The organism is Bradyrhizobium sp. SEMIA, assembly GCF_014844175.1.
Taxonomy (GTDB): Bacteria; Pseudomonadota; Alphaproteobacteria; order Rhizobiales; family Xanthobacteraceae; genus Bradyrhizobium; species Bradyrhizobium arachidis.
Window position 1 is genome coordinate 153,481 of sequence record NZ_CP046601.1, and the last position, 21,076, is coordinate 174,556.

Here is a 21,076-nt window from a genome sequence, read left to right on the forward strand (position 1 = left end):
CCACGAATTTCACGTGATGTAGTGAGAGATGGTGGGCACAGCGCGAGTGCGCCTTTGCCCACCCTACGAGAGCTCGTTACGCCGCGAGATCCGCGACCACCGCATCCAGCACCGGGAATCCGCTGCTCGTCACGCGCAGGCGGCCCGTTGCATCGACCATGATCGCGCCCTCCTCGCGCAGCAGCGCGATGCGGCCGGCATCGAGCGGACGGCCGGAGAGCGCCTTGTACCGCGCGGGGTCAATGCCCTCGGCGAGGCGCAATCCCATCAGCAAAAATTCGTCGGCGCGTTCTTCGCTGTTGAGGAGATCGTCGGTGACGACGCCGTGGCCGTTGGTCTCGACCCGGAGCAGCCAGGCTTCGGGACGCTTCTCGGTGGCGGTGGCATGGCGCACGCCGTCGATATCGAGGCGGCCATGTGCGCCCGGGCCGATGCCGGCATATTCCTCGCCGCGCCAGTACACCAGATTGTGCCGGCACTCGGCGCCGCGGCGCGCGTGATTGGAGATCTCGTAGGCGGGCAGCCCCAGCTTGTCGCAGGTCTCCTGCGTCACGTCGTAGAGCGCGCGGGCGACCGCCTCGTCCGGCGTCTTCAACTTGCCGGCCTGGTGCAGGCCGAAGAACGGCGTGCCTTCCTCGATGGTGAGCTGATAGAGCGACAGATGCTCGGCGGCTTCATCGATGGCGTGCCGCAGCTCATCGGCCCACATCGCCGGCGTCTGGTCGGGGCGGGCGTAGATCAGGTCGAACGAATAGCGGTCGAACGAGCGGCGCGCGATGGCGACGGCATCGAGCGCCTCGCGTGCGCTGTGCAGGCGGCCGAGCGCCTTCAGCGAGGCATCGTCGAGCGCCTGCACGCCGAGCGAGACGCGGTTGACGCCGGCGGCGCGATAGCCGGCAAAGCGCGTGGCTTCGACGCTGGTCGGGTTCGCTTCCAGCGTGACCTCGACGTCGCTCGCGACGGTCCAGTGCTTGCCGATGGCGTCGAGCACGGCGCCGACGGTTGCGGGCTGCATCAATGACGGCGTGCCGCCGCCGAGGAAGATCGAGGTGACCTTGCGGCCGGGCGCGCGCTGCGCTGTCGTTGCGATCTCCCGCGCGAAGGCGGAGGCAAAGCGTGCCTCGTCGATCGCGGCATGGCGGACATGGCTGTTGAAGTCGCAATACGGGCACTTCGACAGGCAGAACGGCCAGTGCACGTAGACGCCAAAGGCTTCAGATTCTTGTTTTGACGCGTTTTCCTGGCGCGAACCGGTAACCACTTCGCTCGAAAACGCTCTATCGCGGCTCAAGGCAGATCTCCGCCAGTTTCACGAAGGCGCGGGCGCGGTGCGACAGGCCGAGGCCGAGCGGCGGCAGGCCGTGCTTCTCGATGCTGGTCATCTCGCCAAAGGTGCGGTCGTATCCGTCAGGCAGGAACATCGGATCGTAACCAAAACCGGCATTCCCGCGCGGCGGCCAGACCAGCGTGCCGTCGACGCGCGCCTCGACCTCTTCGAGATGATCGTCAGGCCACGCGACGCAGAGCGCAGAAACGAAATGCGCGGTGCGCTTCGCTGGCGTGGTTGCGCCACGTTCCTGGAGCAGGCGCTCGATCTGGGCCATCGCCGCGGCAAAGTCCTTGCTCGGTCCGGCCCAACGCGCGCTGTAGATGCCGGGCGCGCCGTCGAGCGTGTCGACCACGATGCCGGAATCATCGGCGAAAGAGGGAAGGTTGGTCGCCTTTGCCGCCGCGATCGCCTTGATCGCGGCATTGCTGCGGAAGTCGTTGCCGGTTTCCTCCGGCTCGCCCAAGCCGAGCTCACCGGCCGACACCGCCTCGATGCCGTAAGGCGCGAGCAATTCCTTCATCTCGGCGAGCTTGCCGGGATTATGGGTCGCGATGACGAGCTTTCCGGTGATTCGGCGGTGCATGGCTTATTGACTACGCCACGGCCAGTTTCTGCAAGTCCACCAGGCGCGCGATGCCTTTCTGCGCCAGGGCGATCAGCTTCAGGAACTCGTCCTGCGTGAACGGTTCGCGTTCCGCGGTGCCCTGCACCTCGATGATCCGGCCATCGCCGGTCATGACGAAATTGGCGTCGGTCTCGGCTTCGGAATCCTCGGCATAGTCGAGGTCGAGCACGGGCGTGCCGTTGTAGATGCCGCAGGAGATCGCGGCGACGTTGTCGCGCATGACGTTGGTCTTGATCATGTTGCGCGCCTTCATCCAGTTGATGCAATCGGCGAGCGCGACCCAGGCGCCGGTGATCGAGGCCGTGCGGGTGCCGCCGTCGGCCTGGAGCACGTCGCAATCGACCGTGATCTGGCGCTCGCCGAGCGCTTCGAGATCGACGATGGTGCGAAGCGAGCGGCCGATCAGGCGCTGGATCTCGACCGTGCGGCCGCTTTGTTTCCCGGCGGAGGCTTCGCGGCGGGTGCGTTCCGAGGTCGCGCGCGGCAGCATGCCGTATTCGGCGGTGACCCAGCCGCGGCCCTGGCCCTTCAGCCATGGCGGCAGCCGGTCTTCCAGAGTGGCCGTGACCAGCACATGGGTGTCGCCGAATTTCACGAGGCAGGAGCCTTCCGCATATTTGACCACGCCACGCTCCAGCGTCACGGGGCGCAATTCGTCGGGCGCACGGCGGCTTGGCCGCATGGAAAATCCTCCAAAAACTCACTGAAAAGGGCTGTTCGCGGTGCTTGTAGGTGGGGTGAGGGTGGGCGGCAAGGCCTTTTCGTCCCCTGATTCCAGGCCCGCAAACACCACGCTTGTCAGACGCATCGGGGATGGACAAATTATGAGCATCTGAGAGGAGTTACCGTCTGTGGCCCAACACGATCCGATCCATCTGATCGCGCCGCGCGCAGGCCTCGCCCAGCTCAACGAGCGTTCCCGCGACATCTTTCGTCAAATTGTCGAAAGCTATCTCGCGACCGGCGAGCCGGTCGGCTCGCGCAATATTTCGCGGCTGATCGCCCTGCCGCTGTCGCCGGCCTCGGTCCGCAACGTCATGGCCGATCTGGAACAGCTCGGCCTGATCTATGCTCCGCACACCTCCGCCGGCCGGCTGCCGACGGAACTCGGCCTGCGCTTCTTCGTCGACGCCCTGATGCAGGTCGGCGACCTCAACGAGGCCGAGCGGCAGTCGATCCAGAGCCAGCTTGCCAGCGTCGGCCAGGCGCAGTCGGTCGAGGCCGCGCTGGACCAGGCGTTGACGCGGCTGTCGGGCCTGACCCGCGCGGCCGCGGTGGTGCTGACGCCGAAATCCAATGCGCGGCTGAAGCATATCGAGTTCGTCCGCCTGGAACCCGAGAAGGCGCTGGTGATCCTGGTCGGCGAAGACGGCCAGGTCGAAAACCGCGTGCTGACGCTACCGCCCGGAGTTCCCTCCTCGGCGATCACCGAGGCCGGCAATTTCCTCAATGCGCGCATTCGCGGCCGCACGCTCGCCGAAGCGCGGCTCGAGCTCGAAACCGCGCTGGGCGAAGCCCGCGCCGAGCTCGATCAGCTGACGCAGAAGGTGATTTCCGCCGGGATCGCGAGCTGGTCCGGCGGCGAGAACGAGGATCGCCAGCTCATCGTCCGCGGCCACGCTAATCTGCTCGAGGATCTGCACGCGCTGGAGGATCTGGAGCGGGTTCGCCTGTTGTTCGACGATCTCGAGACCAAGCGCGGCGTGATCGACCTCTTGGGCCGCGCTGAGACCGCCGAGGGCGTGCGCATTTTCATCGGTTCGGAGAACAAGCTGTTTTCCTTGTCCGGCTCCTCGACGATCATCTCGCCGTATCGGGATGCCGCCGGTCATATCGTCGGCGTTTTGGGCGTGATCGGGCCGACGCGGCTGAATTATGCCCGCGTGATCCCGACCGTGGACTACGCCGCCCGCATCGTCAGCCGGCTCCTGGGGGGCTGACCGGCATTTGCGCCGATCACGGGCGCTTGATTTTCGCCCGCTTAGGCACGATATCCGGGCCAACAATCCCTGGAAACGAGTTCGAGATTTGAGCCGATGACCGATCGAGACCGGCAACCCGAAGACACGACCGCACCGACCGGCGAGCCCGTGGTGTCAAAACCCTACATCATGCCCGACGATCCCGAGCCGGGTTCGGTCGAAACCTTGCAGAAGGAAGCCGCCGAGGCGCGCGACCGCATGCTGCGGACGCTGGCCGAGATGGAGAACTTGCGCAAGCGCACCACCAAGGAGGTCGCCGACGCCCGCCTCTACGGCATCACCGGCTTTGCCCGCGACGTGCTCGACATCGCCGACAATCTCCAGCGCGCGCTCGATGCCGTTCCGGCCGAGGCGCGGGCCGCGGCCGATCCCGGCCTGATCTCCCTGATCGAGGGCGTCGAGCTCACCGAGCGCTCGCTGCTCAACGCGCTGGAAAAGCACGGCGTGAAGAAGTTCGACCCGCAGGGCCAGAAGTTCGATCCGAACTTCCAGCAGGCGATGTTCGAAGTACCCGATGCGTCGGTGCCGTCGGGCACCGTGGTGCAGGTCGTGCAGGCCGGCTACACCATCGGCGAGCGCGTGCTGCGCCCGGCCCTGGTCGGTGTCGCCAAGGGCGGCGCGAAGGCGGCGGCCAACAGCAACGAAGTGAACTGAGTTCGGGCGTCATTCCGGGTTCGGCTCTGCGAGCCGCCCCGGAACGACTGTGTGAGAGCCTACGCACTCACCGCGATATCCGCCGACTGGATCCGCTTCACCCCGGCCTTGGCCATATCGGCCCAGGCCTTGGCGAGCGAGCCCTGCGTGTCGATGCCGCGGCAGGCGTCTTCCACGACATAGACCTCGAAGCCAGCCTTGCGCGCGTCGAGCGCGGTCCAGGCGACGCAGAAATCCGTCGCCAATCCCGCAACGAAGACGCGCTTGATCTTGCGGCCCTTGAGATAACCGGCGAGGCCCGTGGAGGTCTTGCCGTCGGCTTCGAGGAACGCCGAATAGCTGTCGACGTCCTTGTGAAAGCCCTTGCGGATGATGAGCTCGGCGTGCGGGATCGCGAGGTCCTTCGACAGCGACGCGCCGTCGGTACCCTGCACGCAATGGTCGGGCCACAGCACCTGCTTGCCGTAGGGCAAATCGACGGTCTCGAACGGCTTCTTGCCGGAATGCACCGAGGCGAACGAGATGTGGCCGGGCGTGTGCCAGTCCTGCGTCATCACCACATTCGCAAAACCTTTCGCGATCTTGTTGATGACGGGCACCACCTGCTCGCCCTCCTTCACCGCGAGGCTGCCGCCGGGCAGGAAGCAGTTTTGCACGTCGATCACGAGCAGCGCCGAGGTGTCGTCCGGCTTGATCGATGCCGCTGCGAGGAGTGCGGTCGGAGTGAGGGCAGCAAGCGCCGTCGTTCCAAGCGCCGCCAGGATTTGTCGCCGATCCAGCATCGTTCGCCTCCCCTTGTGAGCCAATGGAGGCAAAGCCTAGTTCCGCGCGCGAGCGAACTGAAGCCCGAAAATGCAGCCGGCTTTGGTGAGGGGTTGGGCTTGCCGGCCCCAACATCGCTCGTCCCGGACAAGCGCGCCCTCAGGCGCGCGCCGATCCGGGATCCATAACCACAGGGAGATGTTTGGCGAAGACGCTTGGTACTGCGACCGATCACGATCGCCAGATCACGCGGTATGGGTCCCCGCCTTCGCGGGGACGACACCGAATGTGTTGCTACCCCTTTGGCTGAATCCCGTCGCGCACCGCGCGGAAGCGGGTGAAGGCGGCCTGCCACTGGTCGCGCGGGGCGCTGGCGATGATGCGCAGCGAGGCGCCGCCGGTCGAGAAGCGGATCCACTGCACCACGGTCACCGGGACCTTGTCCTTGCCGCTGACGCCGTCGATCCGGGTCTCAAAGCCCTGCTGGCCGTTGATGCGGATCGGCTCCGACATGGTGACGCGCGACTCGCGCACGCCGGGGATCTGGAGCGCCGCCTCCTGGGCGAAGCGGGCGCGGTCGTCGGCGGCTTGCGGGGTGGCGCCGATCAGGCCGAGGATCATGAACGGCTTCTGCTCATAGCCGGTGCTCTCGTTGCCGTCGGCGAGGATGATGCTGGAGCCCGGCGCCAGCGTGCGGATGTCCTTGAAGTCGGCCAGATCAGTGATCTTGAACGGCATCAGCGCGATCTGCTCTTCGGCCGAGACCTGCTTGCGGGTGGTGGCGCTGGCAAACATCTGCCGCACCGCCTCGTCGGTGTAGATCTTGGTCGCGTTCTCCGGAATCTGGACCGCGACATAGCCGGAGAAGCCGGCGCCCGGCACGATCATCGAATAGCGCTTCACCGGGGTGTCGCCCGCCTTGCCGCTTTCGGTGGTGAAATAGGCAAGACCCGCGGGGGTCTCGATCTTGTCCTGCTTGACGCCGCCAGTGCCAGCCGGATTGGAATTGAAGGCGCTGACGACCTCGCCATAGGCCGCCGGCGGCAGCTCGGTGATCAGCACCTTGACGCTGCCGTCCTCGCTCTCGAAGCCCGGAAAGGTTTTGGCCGTGTTCAGCCCGACCAACGGCACCATGCCGAGACGAAGTCCGGGCGGGTAAATGGCGTCGGCAGCAAGGGCCGGCAGCGCCGAGGCAACGAGGAGGGCGAGCGCAGCGAGGGGGCGGATCAGCTTCATGGGCACTCTGATTGGTTCACATTGAGGCCGTTCGATGGTCGGCGATCGGGCCCTTTGTCGCGCGAAGCAGCCCGGTGGCGAGGCTGTCCGGCCGGTCCGCCTTGTAGCGGGTTTGGCCTGCCGGTAACAGGGCGGGGCGGATCACGGTGGCGGGGGCTGGCGGACCGCCGGACCTGTTAATATTTCCTCACCCGCAAGGGCGGTTGAGCCCGGATATGTTCTTCCAAAACCCAATGTTTTCACGGCCGAAACTTGCGTTCGGTCCTTGCGGCCCCCTCCCCCCCTCCTATATGAGCCTCAATCATCGCAATATCGCGGATGTTTGATCTTAGGGGGTTTCGGTTCGGGTGCCTTCTGGGCCCAGCCAACCTGCCGCAAAAAGAAGGATATCAGGACCATGGGAAAGGTCATTGGGATCGACCTCGGCACCACGAACTCGTGCGTCGCCGTAATGGATGGCAAGAACGCCAAAGTCATCGAGAATTCCGAAGGCATGCGCACGACGCCTTCGATCGTCGCCGTCACGGACGACGGTGAGCGCCTCGTCGGCCAGCCTGCCAAGCGCCAGGCCGTTACCAATCCCGAGCGTACGTTCTTCGCAGTGAAGCGCCTGATCGGCCGCCGCTACGACGACCCGATGGTCGAGAAGGACAAGAAGCTCGTTCCGTACAAGATCGTGAAGGCTTCCAACGGCGACGCCTGGGTCGAGGCCGACGGCCAGACCTACTCGCCCTCACAGGTCTCGGCTTTCATCCTGCAGAAGATGAAGGAGACCGCGGAAGCCCATCTCGGCCAGAAGGTCGACCAGGCCGTCATCACCGTTCCTGCCTACTTCAACGACGCCCAGCGCCAGGCGACCAAGGACGCCGGCAAGATCGCGGGCCTTGAAGTGCTGCGCATCATCAACGAGCCGACCGCGGCCGCGCTCGCCTATGGCCTCGACAAGACCAAGGCCGGCACCATCGCCGTGTACGACCTCGGCGGCGGCACGTTTGATATCTCCATTCTCGAAATCGGCGACGGCGTGTTCGAGGTGAAGTCGACCAACGGCGACACCTTCCTCGGCGGCGAAGATTTCGACATGCGCCTCGTGGGTTATCTGGCCGACGAGTTCCAGAAGGAGCAGGGCATCAACCTGCGCAACGACAAGCTCGCGTTGCAGCGCCTGAAGGAAGCCGCTGAAAAGGCCAAGATCGAGCTGTCGTCGACGACGCAGACCGAGATCAACCTGCCCTTCATCACCGCGGACCAGACCGGCCCGAAGCATCTGACGATGAAGCTCACCCGCGCCAAGTTCGAGGCGCTGGTCGACGACCTCATCCAGAAGACCGTCGAGCCCTGCCGCAAGGCGCTGAAGGACGCCGGCGTCACCGCCGGTGAGATCGGCGAAGTCGTGCTGGTCGGCGGCATGTCGCGCATGCCGAAGGTCCAGGAAGTCGTGAAGCAGCTGTTCGGCAAGGAGCCGCACAAGGGCGTCAACCCGGACGAAGTCGTGGCGATCGGTGCCGCGATCCAGGCCGGCGTGCTCCAGGGCGACGTCAAGGACGTGCTGCTGCTCGACGTGACCCCGCTGTCGCTGGGCATCGAGACGCTGGGCGGCGTGTTCACCCGCATCATCGACCGCAACACCACGATCCCGACCAAGAAGAGCCAGGTGTTCTCGACCGCCGAGGACAATCAGAACGCGGTCACCATCCGCGTCTTCCAGGGCGAGCGTGAGATGGCGGCCGACAACAAGATGCTCGGCCAGTTCGATTTGATGGGCATTCCGCCGGCGCCGCGCGGCATGCCGCAGATCGAGGTGACCTTCGACATCGACGCCAACGGCATCGTCAACGTTTCGGCCAAGGACAAGGCCACGGGCAAGGAGCAGCAGATCCGCATCCAGGCCTCCGGTGGTCTGTCGGAAGCCGACATCGAGAAGATGGTCAAGGACGCCGAGGCCAATGCCGAGGCGGACAAGAAGCGCCGCGAGGCCGTCACTGCCAAGAACGAGGCGGATGGTCTCGTGCATTCGACCGAGAAGGCTCTGGCCGAACACGGTTCGAAGGTCGCCGAGAGCGAGCGCCGCGCCATCGAGGATGCCGTCAGCGACCTCAAGGAAGCGCTGAAGGGCGACGATGCCGAGGCGATCAAGGCCAAGACCCAGACGCTGGCCCAGGCTTCGATGAAGCTCGGCGAGGCCATGTACAAGCAGCAGGCCGAGGCCGACGCCAAGAAGGATGCGGCCAAGGACGACGTCGTCGACGCGGAGTTCACCGAGGTCGACGACGACAAGAACAACAAGAAGTCCGCCTGAACCCCGAGAGGGTGTGATGCGGACGGCTTGGACCCCACACGCTAAACTGGCCTCCCCCCTCAAGGGGGAGGCCGTCGTGTCGGGACGGGCGGGCGGGATGCCCGTTACGATCAATCAAATCCCAGCATCTATGCTCAACGCTGCCATGCAGCCCTCTGCCGCAAATCAGAAGGCTGCCTATATCGTCGCGTGGCGACGTTGTTTCGCTCCGACTTGACTCGCGATTGGATAGACCGAGCCTGCCATGTCCACCAAGCGCTGCTATTACGAAACCCTCGAAGTCGAACGCACCGCTGACGATTCCGTCTTGAAATCGTCCTTTCGCAAGCTTGCGATGAAATTCCACCCGGATCGCAATCCCGGTGACGACAGCAGCGAGGTCAAGTTCAAGGAAATCAACGAGGCCTACGAGGTCCTCAAGGACAAGGACAAGCGGGCCGCCTACGACCGCTTCGGCCATGCAGCTTTCGAGCAGGGCGGCGGCTTTGGCGGCGGCGCCGGTTTCGGCGCGGGCTTCGCCTCCTCCTTCTCCGACATCTTCGAAGACCTGTTCGGCATGGCCGGGCAGCGCGGCCGCGGCGGCCGCGAGCGCGGGGCGGACCTGCGCTACAACATGGAGATCACGCTCGAGGAAGCCTTCGGCGGCAAGACCGCGCAGATCGAGATTCCGGTCTCGGTGACCTGCGAGGCCTGCTCGGGCATCGGCGCCAAGGCCGGCACCAAGCCGAAGACCTGTTCGACCTGCGGCGGCGCCGGCCGTGTGCGGCAGTCGCAGGGCTTCTTCACGCTGGAGCGGACCTGTCACGGTTGCCAGGCCGCGGCCAGATGATCGAGGACGCCTGCCCGTCCTGCGCGGGCCAGGGCCGGGTCACCCGCGAGCGTACGCTCTCGGTCAACATTCCCCAGGGCGTCGAGGACGGCACCAGGATCAGGCTCGCCGGCGAAGGCGAAGCCGGCGTCCGCGGCGGTCCGCCCGGCGACCTCTGCATCTTCCTGTCGCTGGCGCTGCACCAGCTGTTCCAGCGCGATGGCGCCGACCTGCACTGCCGGGTCCCGATCTCGATGGTGACGGCCGCCTTGGGCGGCGAATTCGAGGTGCCGACCATCGAGGGCGGGAAAACCAAGGTGAAGGTGCCGGCCGGAACCCAGTCGGGCCGCCGATTCCGCATCGCATCAAAGGGCATGCCGGTGCTGCGCTCGCGCCAGACCGGCGACATGTACGTCCAGGTCGCGGTCGAGACCCCGCAGAATCTCACCAAGAAGCAGCAGGAATTGCTGGCCGAATTCGAGAAACTGTCCTCCGGCAATACCCAGCCGGAGTCGGTCGGCTTCTTCGCCAAGGTCAAGGATCTCTTCAGTAATCGGGCGAACTGACTCGTCTTGACCGTGCCGCCTTCGGCCTATACCTGTTTATGACCATTTTCTGACACGCCGCGGTCACGCGGTCCCGTCCGGTCCAGACATGCCCTTGCCATCGTCCGCGCGTGCGTTGAAGAAGCCTCGTCTCGACGACGAGGTGCGTTTTCTCAGGTCGTGGATCGAAAAACCGCTGCATATGGGCGCGGTGATGCCGTCGGGCAAGCTCCTGGCCCGGACCATGGCGCATTACGTCGATATCGATTCGGATGCCCCGGTGGTCGAGCTCGGGCCCGGCACCGGCGCCATCACCTCGGCTCTGGTCGAGCGCGGCGTCGACCAGAAGCGTCTCGTCCTCGTCGAATACAATCCCGGCTTCTGCGCGCTGCTGCGCGACCGTTACCCGCAAGCCAAGGTGGTGCAGGGCGATGCCTACCGCCTGCGCGACACGCTCTGGAACGTGCTGAGCGCGCCGGCGAGCGCCGTCGTCTCGGGCCTGCCGCTGGTGACAAAACCGATGCTGACGCGGCTGCGGCTGATCCGCGATGCCTTCACGGCGCTGGCGCCCGGCGCGCCCTTCGTCCAATTCACCTATGCAGTGGTCCCGCCGATCCCGAAATCGCTGCCCGGCGTGTCCACAGAGGCCTCGGAACGGATCTGGATGAACCTTCCGCCGGCCCGCGTCTGGGTGTATCGCAAAGACTAATTCCGCCGGCATTTCCCTTTGCGCGGCGGGCTCGTTTCGCCGCACGCATTGGATCGGATGCCCGCACCCAAAATCCTGGTCATTCCCGGCTCGCTGCGCACCGGCTCGCACAATGCGAAGCTGGCGGCGGTAGCCGCTTATGAATTCGCCCAGGCCGGCGTCGACGTCACCCGCATCTCGCTCGCCGATTTCCCGCTGCCGATCTACGACGGCGATCTCCAGGCCAAGTCAGGCATTCCTAAGCACGCCATCAATCTCAAGCGCATGATCGGCGCGCATCATGGCGTCTTGCTCGTCACGCCCGAATACAACGCCTCGGTGCCGCCGCTGCTGAAGAACGCGATCGACTGGGTCAGCCGCGTGCAGGAGCTGCAAGAGGCGCGCGGCGACGTGTTCCGCAACCGTCCCTTCGCGCTTGCCGGCGCATCGCAGAGCCGGTTAGGTGCCGCGCGCGCGCTCCAGGCGCTCAGGCTGATCCTGACCTCCTGCCACGCCAACGTGATTGCCAGCCAACTCACGCTCGCCTTTGCCGACCAGGCCTATGACGATATGGACAGGCTGAAGAACGAGGGCGATATCGCCGCGTTGAAGCAGCTGGTCGCGCAGTTGATCGACATTTCCCAACGCATGATGTGAGGTGACATGACGCCAGCCGAGATCGTCCCGAAAGACCGCCTGATCGTCGCGCTCGATCTGCCCAGCGTCGATGCCGCGGAGGCGATGATCGCTCGGCTCGGCGACAGCGTCAGCTTCTACAAGATCGGCTACCGCCTCGCTTATGCCGGCGGCCTGCCGCTCGTCGCCAAGCTTGCCGACAAGGGCAAGAAGGTCTTTCTCGATCTCAAGCTGCACGACATCGGCAACACCGTGACGCAGGGCGTCGAGAGCATCACGAAGCTGGGTGCGACCTTTCTCACCGTGCACGCCTACCCGCAGACCATGAAGGGCGCTGTCGAAGGCCGCGGCTCTTCGAAGCTGAAGATCCTCGCCGTCACGGTGCTGACCTCCTACAATGAGGACGATCTGCACGCGGCCGGCTACCGGCTCGGTGTCTCCGAGCTGGTCGAGGCGCGCGCGCAGCAGGCGCAGGTGCTCGGCGTCGACGGCCTCGTGTCCTCGCCCGAGGAAGTCGGCAGCCTTCGCAAGATCGTCGGTCACCAGATGCATCTCGTCACGCCCGGCATCCGCCCGGCGGGCTCGGCAACAGGTGACCAGAAGCGCATCATGACGCCCGGTCGCGCGATTGTCGCGGGCGCGGATTATCTCGTCGTCGGGCGGCCGGTGGTGGAAGCCGCCGATCCCAAGGCGGTTGCTGAAGCTATCCAGACCGAGATCGCGCAAGCGCTTGGCTAACGAACAAGCAAGGAGAAGAACAATGGCAAAGGGCTACTGGATCGGACGCGTCGACGTGAGCAATGACGAGGGCTACAAGCCCTATGCCGTCGCCAACGGTCCGATCTTCAAGAAATGGGGCGGCCGCTTCGCCGTCCGCGCCGGCAAGTTCACCACCGTCGAAGGCGCCAGCCGCACCCGCAACGTCGTGATCGAATTCCCCGACTACGAGACCGCGATCGCCTGCTACAACTCGCCGGAATACCAGGCCAACATCAAGGTGCGCCAGCCGCACTCGATCGCCGACCTCATCATCATCGAGGGCTATGACGGCCCGCAGCCGCAGGACGGCTGAGGCATGCTGCCATTCCGGGGCGCCCGAAGGGCGAACTCCGGTGCGCAATTGCGCACCTGAGAATCTCGAGATTCCGGGTTCGATGCTGCGCATCGCCCCGGAATGACGGACTGTGATCCCGATCCGCCTCGGTTGCCGGAACTGCATCCCCCCGCTACAACGGCCCGAGAGAGGATCACACCATGTCCGACATGCGCTTGATTGTTGCTGGAGCTGGCGGCCGGATGGGCCGGACGCTGACGCGGGTGATTGCCGAGAGCAAAGGCGCGGTGCTGGCGGGCGCCCTGGAGGCGCCGGGCTCGGAGCTGCTCGGCAAGGATGCCGGCGTGCTCGCAGGGCTCCCCGCCAACGGCATCAAGCTTTCCGCCGATCTCTGGGCGATGTCGAAGGAGGCCGACGGCATCCTCGATTTCACCGTGCCGGCGGCCACCATTGCCAATGTCGCGATCGCCGCCGAGCGCGGCCTCGTCCATGTCATCGGCACCACCGGGCTGTCGGGTTCCGACAACGCGGTGATCAAAAGCGTCACCAACCGCGCCGTCGTGGTGCAATCCGGCAATATGAGCCTCGGCGTCAATCTGCTCGCAGCGGTGGTCAAGCGCGTCGCCAAGGCGCTCGATGAGAGCTTTGACATCGAGATCGTCGAATCCCATCACCGCATGAAAGTCGATGCGCCCTCCGGGACTGCGCTGATGCTGGGCGAGGCGGCAGCGGCCGGTCGCGGCATCCCGCTCGACGCGGCGCATTCGGAACGTGGTCGCGACGGCATCACCGGCGCGCGCAAGCCGGGTGCGATCGGCTTCGCCTCCTTGCGCGGCGGCACCGTCGCCGGCGAGCACAGCGTGACCTTCCTCGGCCCGTTCGAGCGGCTCACGCTGTCGCATCTGGCCGAAGACCGCATGTTGTTCGCGCACGGCGCCCTCAAAGCGGCGCTGTGGGCGCATGGCAAGAAGCCGGGGCACTACTCCATGGCCGACGTGCTCGGTCTCGCCGACATCTGAACAAAGCAAGCAACGGAAACAGTCAATGAGCGAACGTCTTCTCGTGCTGGTACGGCATGGCCAGAGCGAATGGAATCTGAAAAACCTGTTCACCGGCTGGAAGGACCCTGACCTCACCGAGCTCGGCGTGAAGGAAGCCACCGAAGCCGGCCGCAAGCTGAAGGCGCAGGGTCTCGTGTTCGACGTCGCCTTCACCTCGGTGCTGACGCGCGCGCAGCATACGCTCGACCTCATCCTCGGCGAGCTCGGGCAAGAAGGTCTGCCGACCTCGAAGGACCTCGCGCTGAACGAGCGCGACTATGGCGATCTCTCCGGCCTCAACAAGGACGACGCGCGCAAGAAGTGGGGCGAAGATCAGGTGCTGATCTGGCGCCGCTCCTACGACGTGCCGCCGCCCGGCGGCGAAAGCCTGAAGGATACGCTCGCGCGCGCATTGCCTTATTATGTGCAGGAAATTCTGCCCGGCGTGCTCAACGGCAAGCGCACGCTGGTCGCCGCCCACGGCAACTCGCTGCGCGCGCTGATCATGGTGCTGGAAAAGCTCTCGCCCGAAGGCATTTTGAAGCGCGAGCTCGCGACAGGCGTGCCGATCATCTACCGGCTCAATGCCGATTCGACCGTGGCCTCGAAGCTGGATCTGGCAGGCTAGGCTTTTGCCGCAAGCCCGCTGCCGCAGGGTGGGCAAAGCGCAGCGTGCCCACGCAGCGTCAGCGATCTGAGAAAGATGGTGAGCACGGCGCGTTGCGCCTTTGCCCACCCTACGGCATCTTCGCCGGAACGACGATCTACTGCACTCCGAGCCGCCCGGCTTCCCAGCCCAGCATCGCCTGCTTGCGGGTGACGCCCCAGTGGTAGCCGGTGAGCTTGCCGCTCTTGCCGAGGGCGCGGTGGCAGGGCACGACGAAGGACACCGGGTTCTTGCCGACGGCCGCACCAACGGCACGCGAGGCCTTCGGGCTGTTGATGTTGCAGGCGATGTCCGAATACGACACCGCGCGCCCCATCGGGATCTTGAGCAGCGTCTCCCACACCCGCACCTCGAAATCGGTGCCGATCAGGACCACGCGCAGCGGCTGGTCCGGCCCCCACATCTTGGGGTCGAAGATGCGCTGGGCGAGCGGCGCGGTGCCTTCGTGATCTTCCACATAGCTCGCGTTCGGCCAGCGCCGCGTCATGTCCGCGAGTGCGATCTTCTCTTCGCCGTGATCCGCAAAGGCGAGGCCCGACAGGCCGCGATCGGTCGCGATCACGATCGCGGTGCCGAACGGCGAGGGATGGAAGCCGTAGCGCAGGGTGAGGCCCGCGCCGCCGTTCTTCCATTCACCCGGCGACATCGCTTCGTGGGTGACGAAGAGATCGTGCAGCCGGCCCGGTCCCGATAGCCCCGAGTCGAGCGCGGCGTCGAGGATGCTTGCGGAGTCCCGCAGCAGGCCCTTCGCATGGTCCAGGGTGAGCGCCTGCATGAAAGCCTTCGGGGTGATCGAGGCCCAGCGGCGGAACAGATGGTGCAGTTCATCCGGCGTGACGCCGGCGGCATCCGCCATCGCCTCGATGGTCGGCTGCGCGCGCCAGTTCTCCGAGATGAACGCGATCGCCCGGCGCACGGAATCATAGTCGCGCAGCGCGGCGTTCTGGGGGCCCGGCTTGGCCAGGCGCTGGTCATGTATGGCGAGTGTCATCATGACCGGAAATGTAGGAGGACGGAGGCCATGAAACCACCCGATTTCTGACTGCGTTCAGGTCACCGGATTGTAGGTCGGGCCGCGCTTGGCGGCGTTCAGCGCTTCGACCAAGCCTTTGTAGAAACTAGCTTTTTCATCCGGCCCCAGGAACCTTGCGATCTGGATCTGATGGCCGCGCGAGATCAGATAGAGATGCTCGATGCCAAAATCCTCGTCGACCTCCATGTCGAGGCGGACCCAGAGCGGATTGAAGGTCCATTCGGCGATCGCGCCCCGATGACTGACGCGCCGCACCCGCAGCTCCGACGGCGTGACCACGATCTCCTCGCTCGCCCGTGCGGTGCGGAAATTGACCTTGAAGGCCCACCAGACCACGAGCACGTCGAGGCCAAAGAAGCCCAGCACCGGCCAGGCGCCCTTCATCAGGAAGGCAAGGCCGGTCGCAAAACTGACGACGCTCAGGAACAGCATGACGGCGAGGAAGCCGGTGCGGTTCAGCGAGCGGTGCGGCGTCAGCAGCGCGGAGAAGATCTGCACCTCGCGCGGATCTTCAGAGCTCTTGCGCTCAATTTCGTTGCCTGTGCTCATCGTCCCTCAGTATATCCCGATCATGGCGAAAATCACCCGCAAGCCGGCCCCGCGCAAAGCCGCGGTGCCGAAGAAGAAGGCAAAGCCGGCCGTCGCGAAGCCCAAGGCCTCTTCTAAGAAAGGGGCCTCCGCCAAGACATCGGCGCCCGCCAAGAAATCGCTCAAAGCCACAAGGCCGTGGACGCCGGCCGAGATCCACGAGGTCTTCAGCCGTTTCCGCAAGGCCAATCCCGAGCCCAAGGGCGAGCTCGAGCACGTCAATCCGTTCACGTTGCTGGTCGCCGTGGTGCTGTCGGCGCAGGCGACCGATGCCGGGGTCAACAAGGCGACGCGGGCCTTGTTCGAGATCGCCGACACGCCGCAAAAGATGCTCGATCTCGGCGAAGAGCGCCTGCGCGAGTATATCAAGACCATCGGCCTCTATCGTACCAAGGCGAAGAACGTCATCGCGCTGTCGGCGAAGGTGCTCAGTGATTTCGGCGGCGAGGTGCCGCGCACGCGCGCCGAGATCGAATCGCTGCCCGGCGCCGGGCGCAAGACCGCCAATGTCGTGCTCAACATGGCGTTCGGCGAGCACACCATGGCGGTGGACACGCATGTCTTCCGCGTCGGCAACCGTACCGGGATAGCACCCGGCAAGACGCCGCTCGACGTCGAGCTGGGTCTCGAAAAGGTGATCCCGGCCGAGTTCATGCTGCATGCCCATCATTGGCTGATCCTGCACGGCCGTTATACTTGCCTCGCGCGCAAGCCGCGCTGCGAGGTGTGCCTGATCAACGATCTCTGCCGGTGGCCGGAGAAGACGGTGTAAGCTGGAGGCTCCCGTCATTCCGGGACGATGCGCAGCATCGAACCCGGAATCTCGAGATTCCGGGTCTGGTCCTTCGGACCATCCCGGAATGACGATCGTGAGATTCGCGTGCGGGCAAATGGTTTAGGGTCATGTCGTGAGTCAACAGGAACAGATCGCACCGTCGGCACCTCCCGCCACCCCGACCGCGCCGCCCAAGCCCACGCAGGCTCCAGCCGTCTCGCTCTGGAGCCGGCTCGTGATCCCGCTGTTTGCCGTGATCGTTGCGCTCGCCTTCGTCGCGCTGGCGACGCAGCGCTTCGACGAATGGGTCGGCGATGCCGTGGTCCAGACCACCAATGACGCCTATGTGCGCTCCGATCTGACGCGACTTTCGAGCCGCGTCTCCGGCGAGGTGCTGACCGTTGCGGTGACCGACTTCCAGCGCGTCAAGGCCGGCGACCTCCTGATCCAGATCGATCCCGCCGATTACGAGGCCCAGGTCGCGCAATCCGAGGCCGCGGTCGCCGCTGCGCAGGCCGTGCTCGACAATCTCGCCAACCAGATCGAGCTGCAATATGCGACGATCGCGCAGGCCGAGGCCGCGCGGCTGTCGGCAGAGGCGATCGAGGTCGAGGCAAAGCAGGAGCAGGTGCGCCAGCAATCGCTGTCGCAGACCGAAGCCGGTACGCGGCAACGGCTCGAGCAGGCGGTTGCGGGTCTTGCCAAGGCGCAGGCCGACGTCCGCGCGAGTCGCGCCGTGATCGCGGCCCAGCAGCATCAGCTCGAAGTCTTGCAGGGCACCAAGAAGCAGCGCGCGGCCGATCTCAACGCCACCAAGGCAACGCTGGCCAGCGCGAAGCTGAAGCTTGGATACACCAAGATCACTGCGCCGTTCGACGGCGTCGTCGGCGAGCGCCAGGTGCAGCCCGGCGACTACGTCAACATCGGAACCAACCTCATCAACGTGGTGCCGCTGCCGAAAGTCTACGTGATCGCGAACTACAAGGAGACCCAGCTGACGCATGTTGCGCCGGGCCAGCCGGTCGAGATCACCGTCGACAGCTTTCCGCGCGAGAAATTGCGCGGCAAGGTCGAGCGCATCGCGCCGGCAACGGGCGCGCAGGTCGCGCTGCTGCCGCCGGACAACGCCACGGGCAATTTCACCAAGGTGGTGCAGCGCATTCCCGTCCGCATCCAGTTCGACGACAACCAGCCGCTGCTGGCGCGGCTGGTGCCGGGTATGTCGGTCGTCACAAGCATCGACACGAAGAGCGGCAATGGCAGAAAATGACGATGCCCGCCGCGGACCGATCTCGCTCGGCGGCATCGCGCCCCAGCCGCTGTTTGCCGTGGCGGCGGTGCTGCTCGGCTCGTTCCTCACCAATGTCGACAGCCGCCTGACCACGGTCGGCTTGCCGGATCTGCGCGGCGCGTTCTCGCTCTCATTCGACGAGGGCGCCTGGCTCTCCACCGCCGGCATCGGATCGCAGATCCTGATCGCGCCCGCGGTGCCGTGGCTTGCGACCGTGTTCGGGCTGCGCCGCGTGCTCGGCATCCCGAGCCTGATCTATGCCGTGATCTCGCTGGTCGTTCCCTTCGTGCACGATTTTCAGACGCTGATGGCGCTCAGCGTCGTCCATGGCCTGCTGCTCGGCACTTTCGTGCCGGCGACGCTGATGATCATTTTTCGAAACTTGCCGATGCGCTGGTGGTTGCCGGCGATCGCGCTCTATTCGATCCGCGTCGGCTTTGCGTTTGACACGTCGAGCTCGCTGGTCGGCTTCTATGTCGACCATCTCGGCTGGGAATGGGTTTACTGGCAGAGCGTGATCATCGCGCCGCTGATGGGCCTGATGGTCTATCTGGGCACGCCGAGCGAGCCAGTGAACCGCGCGCTGCTGCGCGAGGCCGATTGGGGCGGCATGCTTTTGCTCGGCACATCGGTTTCGATGATCTATGCCGGCCTCGACCAGGGCAATCGTCTCGATTGGCTCGGCGACGGGACGGTGATGGCGCTGCTCGTTGGCGGAGCCGTGTTGTTTGCGGGCTTCCTGATCAACGAATCGCTGGTGCGCCAGCCCTGGGCCCATGTCGATGTGCTGTTCTCGCGCAACATCGGACTGGGTCTGGTCTTGATCCTGCTTTACACGCTGACCAGCCTCTCCAATTCGTCGCTGGTGCCGAACTTCCTCGGCAATGTCGCTCTGCTAAGGCCGGAGCAGAGCGGCCGGCTGTTGCTCACCTATGGTGCGCTACCGATGTTCGTGCTGGTGCCGATCTCGATCTGGCTGCTGCGGCATTTCGATACGCGCACGGTGGTGGTGGTCGGATTTGCCTGTTTTGCTGCCGCCAATCTCTGGGGGACCCAGCTGACCCACGACTGGGCGCGAGAGGATTTCATCGGCATCGTGCTGCTGCAGTCGATCGGGCAGTCGCTGAGCTTGTTGCCGCTCATCATCACGCTACTGTCCAACGCCGATCCGAGCCGCGCCACGTCCTTTGCGGCCTATATCCAGATCATGCGGCTCGGCGGCGCCGAGATCGGCGTGGCGCTGATGGGAACCTGGCTACGTGTCCGCGAGCAGGTGCATTCCTTCTATATCGGACAGCACGTGCTGAACGGCGACATCGACGTGACGCAGGCACTGAAGCAGCTGACCGATTATTTTGCGGCCCACGGAACGGGTTCGGCGCAGGCACGCGCGATCGGCACGCTCGCAGGCTTCGTGCAGCGCGAGGCCAATGTGCTGGCCTATATCGACGGCTTCTGGCTGTGCTTCTGGCTGGCGATCGCCGGGCTCGGCGTCATCGCGCTGGTCACTCGCGCCCGGCCGGGCCCGTTCACCCCCGAACCGTTCGGCTTTGCCAAGACGGTGCTGCACAAGTGCGGGGTGAAGGTGACCTGATCGAGGTCAGCGCATCTGCCGCGCCGGCTCGACCAGCTCGGGCCGCGAGCCTGACAGGCGCTTGTGCATGTGGACCATGAAGGCCATGCCGAAGATCGGCGTCGCCAGGTTGACGACCGGGATCGAGACGAAGGCGGCGATGAAGAGGCCGGCGGTGAAGATCGTCGCGGCGTTGTCGCGCCGCATCGCCTTGGCCTCCTCGGGCGAGCGGAAGCGCATCGCGGCGAGCTCGAAATATTCGCGGCCCAAAAGCCAGGCGGCGGCGAGGAAGAAGATCAGGAAGCCGGCGCCGGCGAACAGCACCAGCGGCAGGGCGACGAGATACACCAGGATCGTCAGCAGCGCGGTCTTGATGCCTTCAAAGATCGCCTGATTGAACGGCAGCGCCACGCCCGGCCGCTCGGCGGGATAATGCTCGCGCTCGACGATGTCGGCGACGTCGTCGACGAACAGGCTCGCCACCAGCGAGGTGATCGCGGGCATCAGGAACACGCCGCCGAATACAACGCCGAGGCCGGCCGCGATCGAGACGATCCAGGCCAGGACTTCGAGCGACGAATGCCAGCCCGGTCCGAGCAGACCTTCCAGCCAGACCTCGCCCGAGGTCGCAAACCAGCTGAGCAGCCGCTGCAGGCCGATCGCCAGCACGGTGATCAGCACCAGCGCAAGCCCGATCGATCGCCACAGGATCGAGCGCATCGGCGGCGACAGCATTTGCGACAGCGCCTTTGCGGCGGCATCCAGCATAGGGGACCTCTCAGGTAAACACCTCGCGAGAGGTAGACACCGAATGCGGCTTCGGCAAGGGCGGGCGGCTGCGGCCTGTTTCCCCTCCCCACGACCGCAGTATCGTAGGGTGGCAAAGCGAAGCGTGCCCACCGCTTCTGTTGCCGTGTTGGATTGATGGTGGGCACGGCGCAAGTGCGCCTTTGCCCACCCTACGATTTTGAGCGAGCGGATAGACCTCCTCACCTACACGGGGAGGGAGAGCTACGCCTACTCGTGCCGGTGCCCATGCTTCCGCGCTTTCGCCGGCTTGCCCTCCCCCGTCGGGATCATCATCACGCGACCGTAGCGCACGCCGCGTTCGGCGATGATGTGGTCGGCGAAATGCCTGACCTCGGCGGCGTCGCCGCGCAGCGCGGTCATCTCCATGCAATTGTCGTGGTCGAGATGGACGTGCAGCGTCGCGAGCGCGAGGTCGTGGTGGCCATGGAATTCCTGCACCAGTCGTTTCGACAGATCGCGCGCGGCGTGGTCGTAGACATAGACGAGACCGGCGACGCATTGGCCGGTCTGCGCGGTGTCCTCGGTGCTCTGTTGCAGCCCGGCGCGGGCGAGGTCGCGGATGATCTCGGAGCGGTTCTGATAGCCGCGCGCCTCGGCCGCGGCGTCGATCTCGGCCAGGAGATCGTCCTCGATCGTGATGGTAATTCGCTGCATCAGGTCCTCTCCGCGGGTACCGCCGA

General features: G+C 65.3%; 21 protein-coding genes and 1 pseudogene. 13 read left to right on the forward strand and 9 right to left on the reverse strand.

All coding sequences use genetic code 11. From position 1 onward, the window contains the following. Window positions 1–76 precede the first annotated feature (76 nt). Genes hemW through rph form a run of 3 tightly spaced genes read right to left on the reverse strand, consistent with a single transcriptional unit; the run spans window position 77 to window position 2,637 of the window. Window positions 77–1,261: a radical SAM family heme chaperone HemW gene (gene hemW / locus FOM02_RS00790; protein ID WP_051378281.1), complete on the reverse strand. Its 1,185-nt coding sequence runs from the start codon at window positions 1,259–1,261 to the stop codon at window positions 77–79. A 16-nt stretch (window positions 1,262–1,277) separates the two neighbouring features. Continuing rightward, the gene (rdgB, locus tag FOM02_RS00795; protein WP_027561647.1) at window positions 1,278–1,913 is read right to left on the reverse strand and encodes an RdgB/HAM1 family non-canonical purine NTP pyrophosphatase; all 636 of its coding nucleotides are present in this window, start codon (window positions 1,911–1,913) and stop codon (window positions 1,278–1,280) included. 10 nt (window positions 1,914–1,923) lie between these two features. Continuing rightward, complete coding sequence (gene rph / locus FOM02_RS00800) at window positions 1,924–2,637, reverse strand: ribonuclease PH (RefSeq protein ID WP_027561646.1); 714 nt, start codon at window positions 2,635–2,637, stop codon at window positions 1,924–1,926. Between the two features lie 169 nt (window positions 2,638–2,806). Between rph and hrcA the strand changes: the two genes are divergently transcribed. Next, entirely contained in the window at window positions 2,807–3,895 is a 1,089-nt protein-coding gene (gene hrcA / locus FOM02_RS00805) for a heat-inducible transcriptional repressor HrcA (RefSeq protein WP_027561645.1), read from the forward strand. A gap of 96 nt (window positions 3,896–3,991) precedes the next feature. Next, entirely contained in the window at window positions 3,992–4,591 is a 600-nt protein-coding gene (gene grpE / locus FOM02_RS00810; protein ID WP_027561644.1) for a nucleotide exchange factor GrpE, read from the forward strand. 59 nt (window positions 4,592–4,650) lie between these two features. Here grpE and pncA read toward each other — a convergent pair whose 3' ends face one another. Together pncA and FOM02_RS00820 are read right to left on the reverse strand one after the other, a co-directional pair. Further along, window positions 4,651–5,373: a bifunctional nicotinamidase/pyrazinamidase gene (gene pncA, locus FOM02_RS00815; protein WP_027561643.1), complete on the reverse strand. Its 723-nt coding sequence runs from the start codon at window positions 5,371–5,373 to the stop codon at window positions 4,651–4,653. 274 nt (window positions 5,374–5,647) lie between these two features. Continuing rightward, window positions 5,648–6,589, reverse strand: a complete 942-nt coding sequence (locus FOM02_RS00820) for a hypothetical protein (RefSeq protein ID WP_027561642.1) — start codon at window positions 6,587–6,589, stop codon at window positions 5,648–5,650. A gap of 397 nt (window positions 6,590–6,986) precedes the next feature. On the opposite strand from FOM02_RS00820, the gene dnaK reads away from it, so the two are divergent. The 8 genes and pseudogenes from dnaK to FOM02_RS00860 all read left to right on the forward strand — a co-directional run bounded on the left by dnaK (window position 6,987) and on the right by FOM02_RS00860 (window position 14,287). Next, complete coding sequence (dnaK, locus tag FOM02_RS00825) at window positions 6,987–8,888, forward strand: molecular chaperone DnaK (RefSeq protein ID WP_025033017.1); 1,902 nt, start codon at window positions 6,987–6,989, stop codon at window positions 8,886–8,888. Between the two features lie 244 nt (window positions 8,889–9,132). Further along, a pseudogene (gene dnaJ / locus FOM02_RS00830) lies at window positions 9,133–10,262 on the forward strand (molecular chaperone DnaJ). A gap of 88 nt (window positions 10,263–10,350) precedes the next feature. After that, on the forward strand, window positions 10,351–10,950 hold the full coding sequence (locus FOM02_RS00835) for a class I SAM-dependent methyltransferase (RefSeq protein WP_027561640.1): 600 nt from the start codon (window positions 10,351–10,353) through the stop codon (window positions 10,948–10,950). A gap of 57 nt (window positions 10,951–11,007) precedes the next feature. Next, window positions 11,008–11,586, forward strand: coding sequence for an NADPH-dependent FMN reductase (locus tag FOM02_RS00840; RefSeq protein WP_027561639.1), 579 nt, complete (start codon window positions 11,008–11,010; stop codon window positions 11,584–11,586). A gap of 6 nt (window positions 11,587–11,592) precedes the next feature. Beyond that, complete coding sequence (pyrF, locus tag FOM02_RS00845) at window positions 11,593–12,303, forward strand: orotidine-5'-phosphate decarboxylase (protein WP_027561638.1); 711 nt, start codon at window positions 11,593–11,595, stop codon at window positions 12,301–12,303. Window positions 12,304–12,325: 22 nt separating this feature from the next. Next, window positions 12,326–12,637 carry a DUF1330 domain-containing protein gene (locus FOM02_RS00850; RefSeq protein ID WP_027561637.1) on the forward strand — a complete coding sequence of 104 codons (312 nt, stop codon included), beginning with the start codon at window positions 12,326–12,328 and terminating at the stop codon, window positions 12,635–12,637. A 182-nt stretch (window positions 12,638–12,819) separates the two neighbouring features. Continuing rightward, window positions 12,820–13,638 (forward strand): 4-hydroxy-tetrahydrodipicolinate reductase, encoded by an 819-nt coding sequence (gene dapB, locus FOM02_RS00855; RefSeq protein ID WP_027561636.1) that lies wholly within the window; start codon window positions 12,820–12,822, stop codon window positions 13,636–13,638. Window positions 13,639–13,663: 25 nt separating this feature from the next. After that, the gene (locus FOM02_RS00860; RefSeq protein ID WP_027561635.1) at window positions 13,664–14,287 is read left to right on the forward strand and encodes a 2,3-bisphosphoglycerate-dependent phosphoglycerate mutase; all 624 of its coding nucleotides are present in this window, start codon (window positions 13,664–13,666) and stop codon (window positions 14,285–14,287) included. A 136-nt stretch (window positions 14,288–14,423) separates the two neighbouring features. Here FOM02_RS00860 and FOM02_RS00865 read toward each other — a convergent pair whose 3' ends face one another. Both FOM02_RS00865 and FOM02_RS00870 read right to left on the reverse strand, forming a co-directional pair. Then, window positions 14,424–15,320, reverse strand: coding sequence for a methylated-DNA--[protein]-cysteine S-methyltransferase (locus FOM02_RS00865; RefSeq protein ID WP_027561634.1), 897 nt, complete (start codon window positions 15,318–15,320; stop codon window positions 14,424–14,426). 54 nt (window positions 15,321–15,374) lie between these two features. Further along, the gene (locus tag FOM02_RS00870; protein ID WP_027561633.1) at window positions 15,375–15,908 is read right to left on the reverse strand and encodes a DUF2244 domain-containing protein; all 534 of its coding nucleotides are present in this window, start codon (window positions 15,906–15,908) and stop codon (window positions 15,375–15,377) included. 22 nt (window positions 15,909–15,930) lie between these two features. On the opposite strand from FOM02_RS00870, the gene nth reads away from it, so the two are divergent. From nth to FOM02_RS00885, 3 genes are all read left to right on the forward strand, one after another. Further along, window positions 15,931–16,719, forward strand: coding sequence for an endonuclease III (gene nth, locus FOM02_RS00875; RefSeq protein WP_027561632.1), 789 nt, complete (start codon window positions 15,931–15,933; stop codon window positions 16,717–16,719). Between the two features lie 136 nt (window positions 16,720–16,855). Next, a complete protein-coding gene (locus FOM02_RS00880; RefSeq protein ID WP_027561631.1) occupies window positions 16,856–17,992 on the forward strand; it encodes an HlyD family secretion protein in 1,137 nt (378 codons plus the stop codon). Further along, window positions 17,979–19,607 (forward strand): MFS transporter, encoded by a 1,629-nt coding sequence (locus tag FOM02_RS00885; protein ID WP_027561630.1) that lies wholly within the window; start codon window positions 17,979–17,981, stop codon window positions 19,605–19,607. Before FOM02_RS00880 ends, FOM02_RS00885 begins: the two co-directional genes overlap by 14 nt. A gap of 6 nt (window positions 19,608–19,613) precedes the next feature. On the opposite strand, the gene FOM02_RS00890 is transcribed toward FOM02_RS00885, so the two are convergent. Both FOM02_RS00890 and nikR read right to left on the reverse strand, forming a co-directional pair. Beyond that, the gene (locus tag FOM02_RS00890; RefSeq protein WP_027561629.1) at window positions 19,614–20,354 is read right to left on the reverse strand and encodes a sulfate transporter family protein; all 741 of its coding nucleotides are present in this window, start codon (window positions 20,352–20,354) and stop codon (window positions 19,614–19,616) included. A 249-nt stretch (window positions 20,355–20,603) separates the two neighbouring features. Then, window positions 20,604–21,050, reverse strand: coding sequence for a nickel-responsive transcriptional regulator NikR (gene nikR, locus FOM02_RS00895; protein WP_027561628.1), 447 nt, complete (start codon window positions 21,048–21,050; stop codon window positions 20,604–20,606). Window positions 21,051–21,076: the final 26 nt, after the last annotated feature.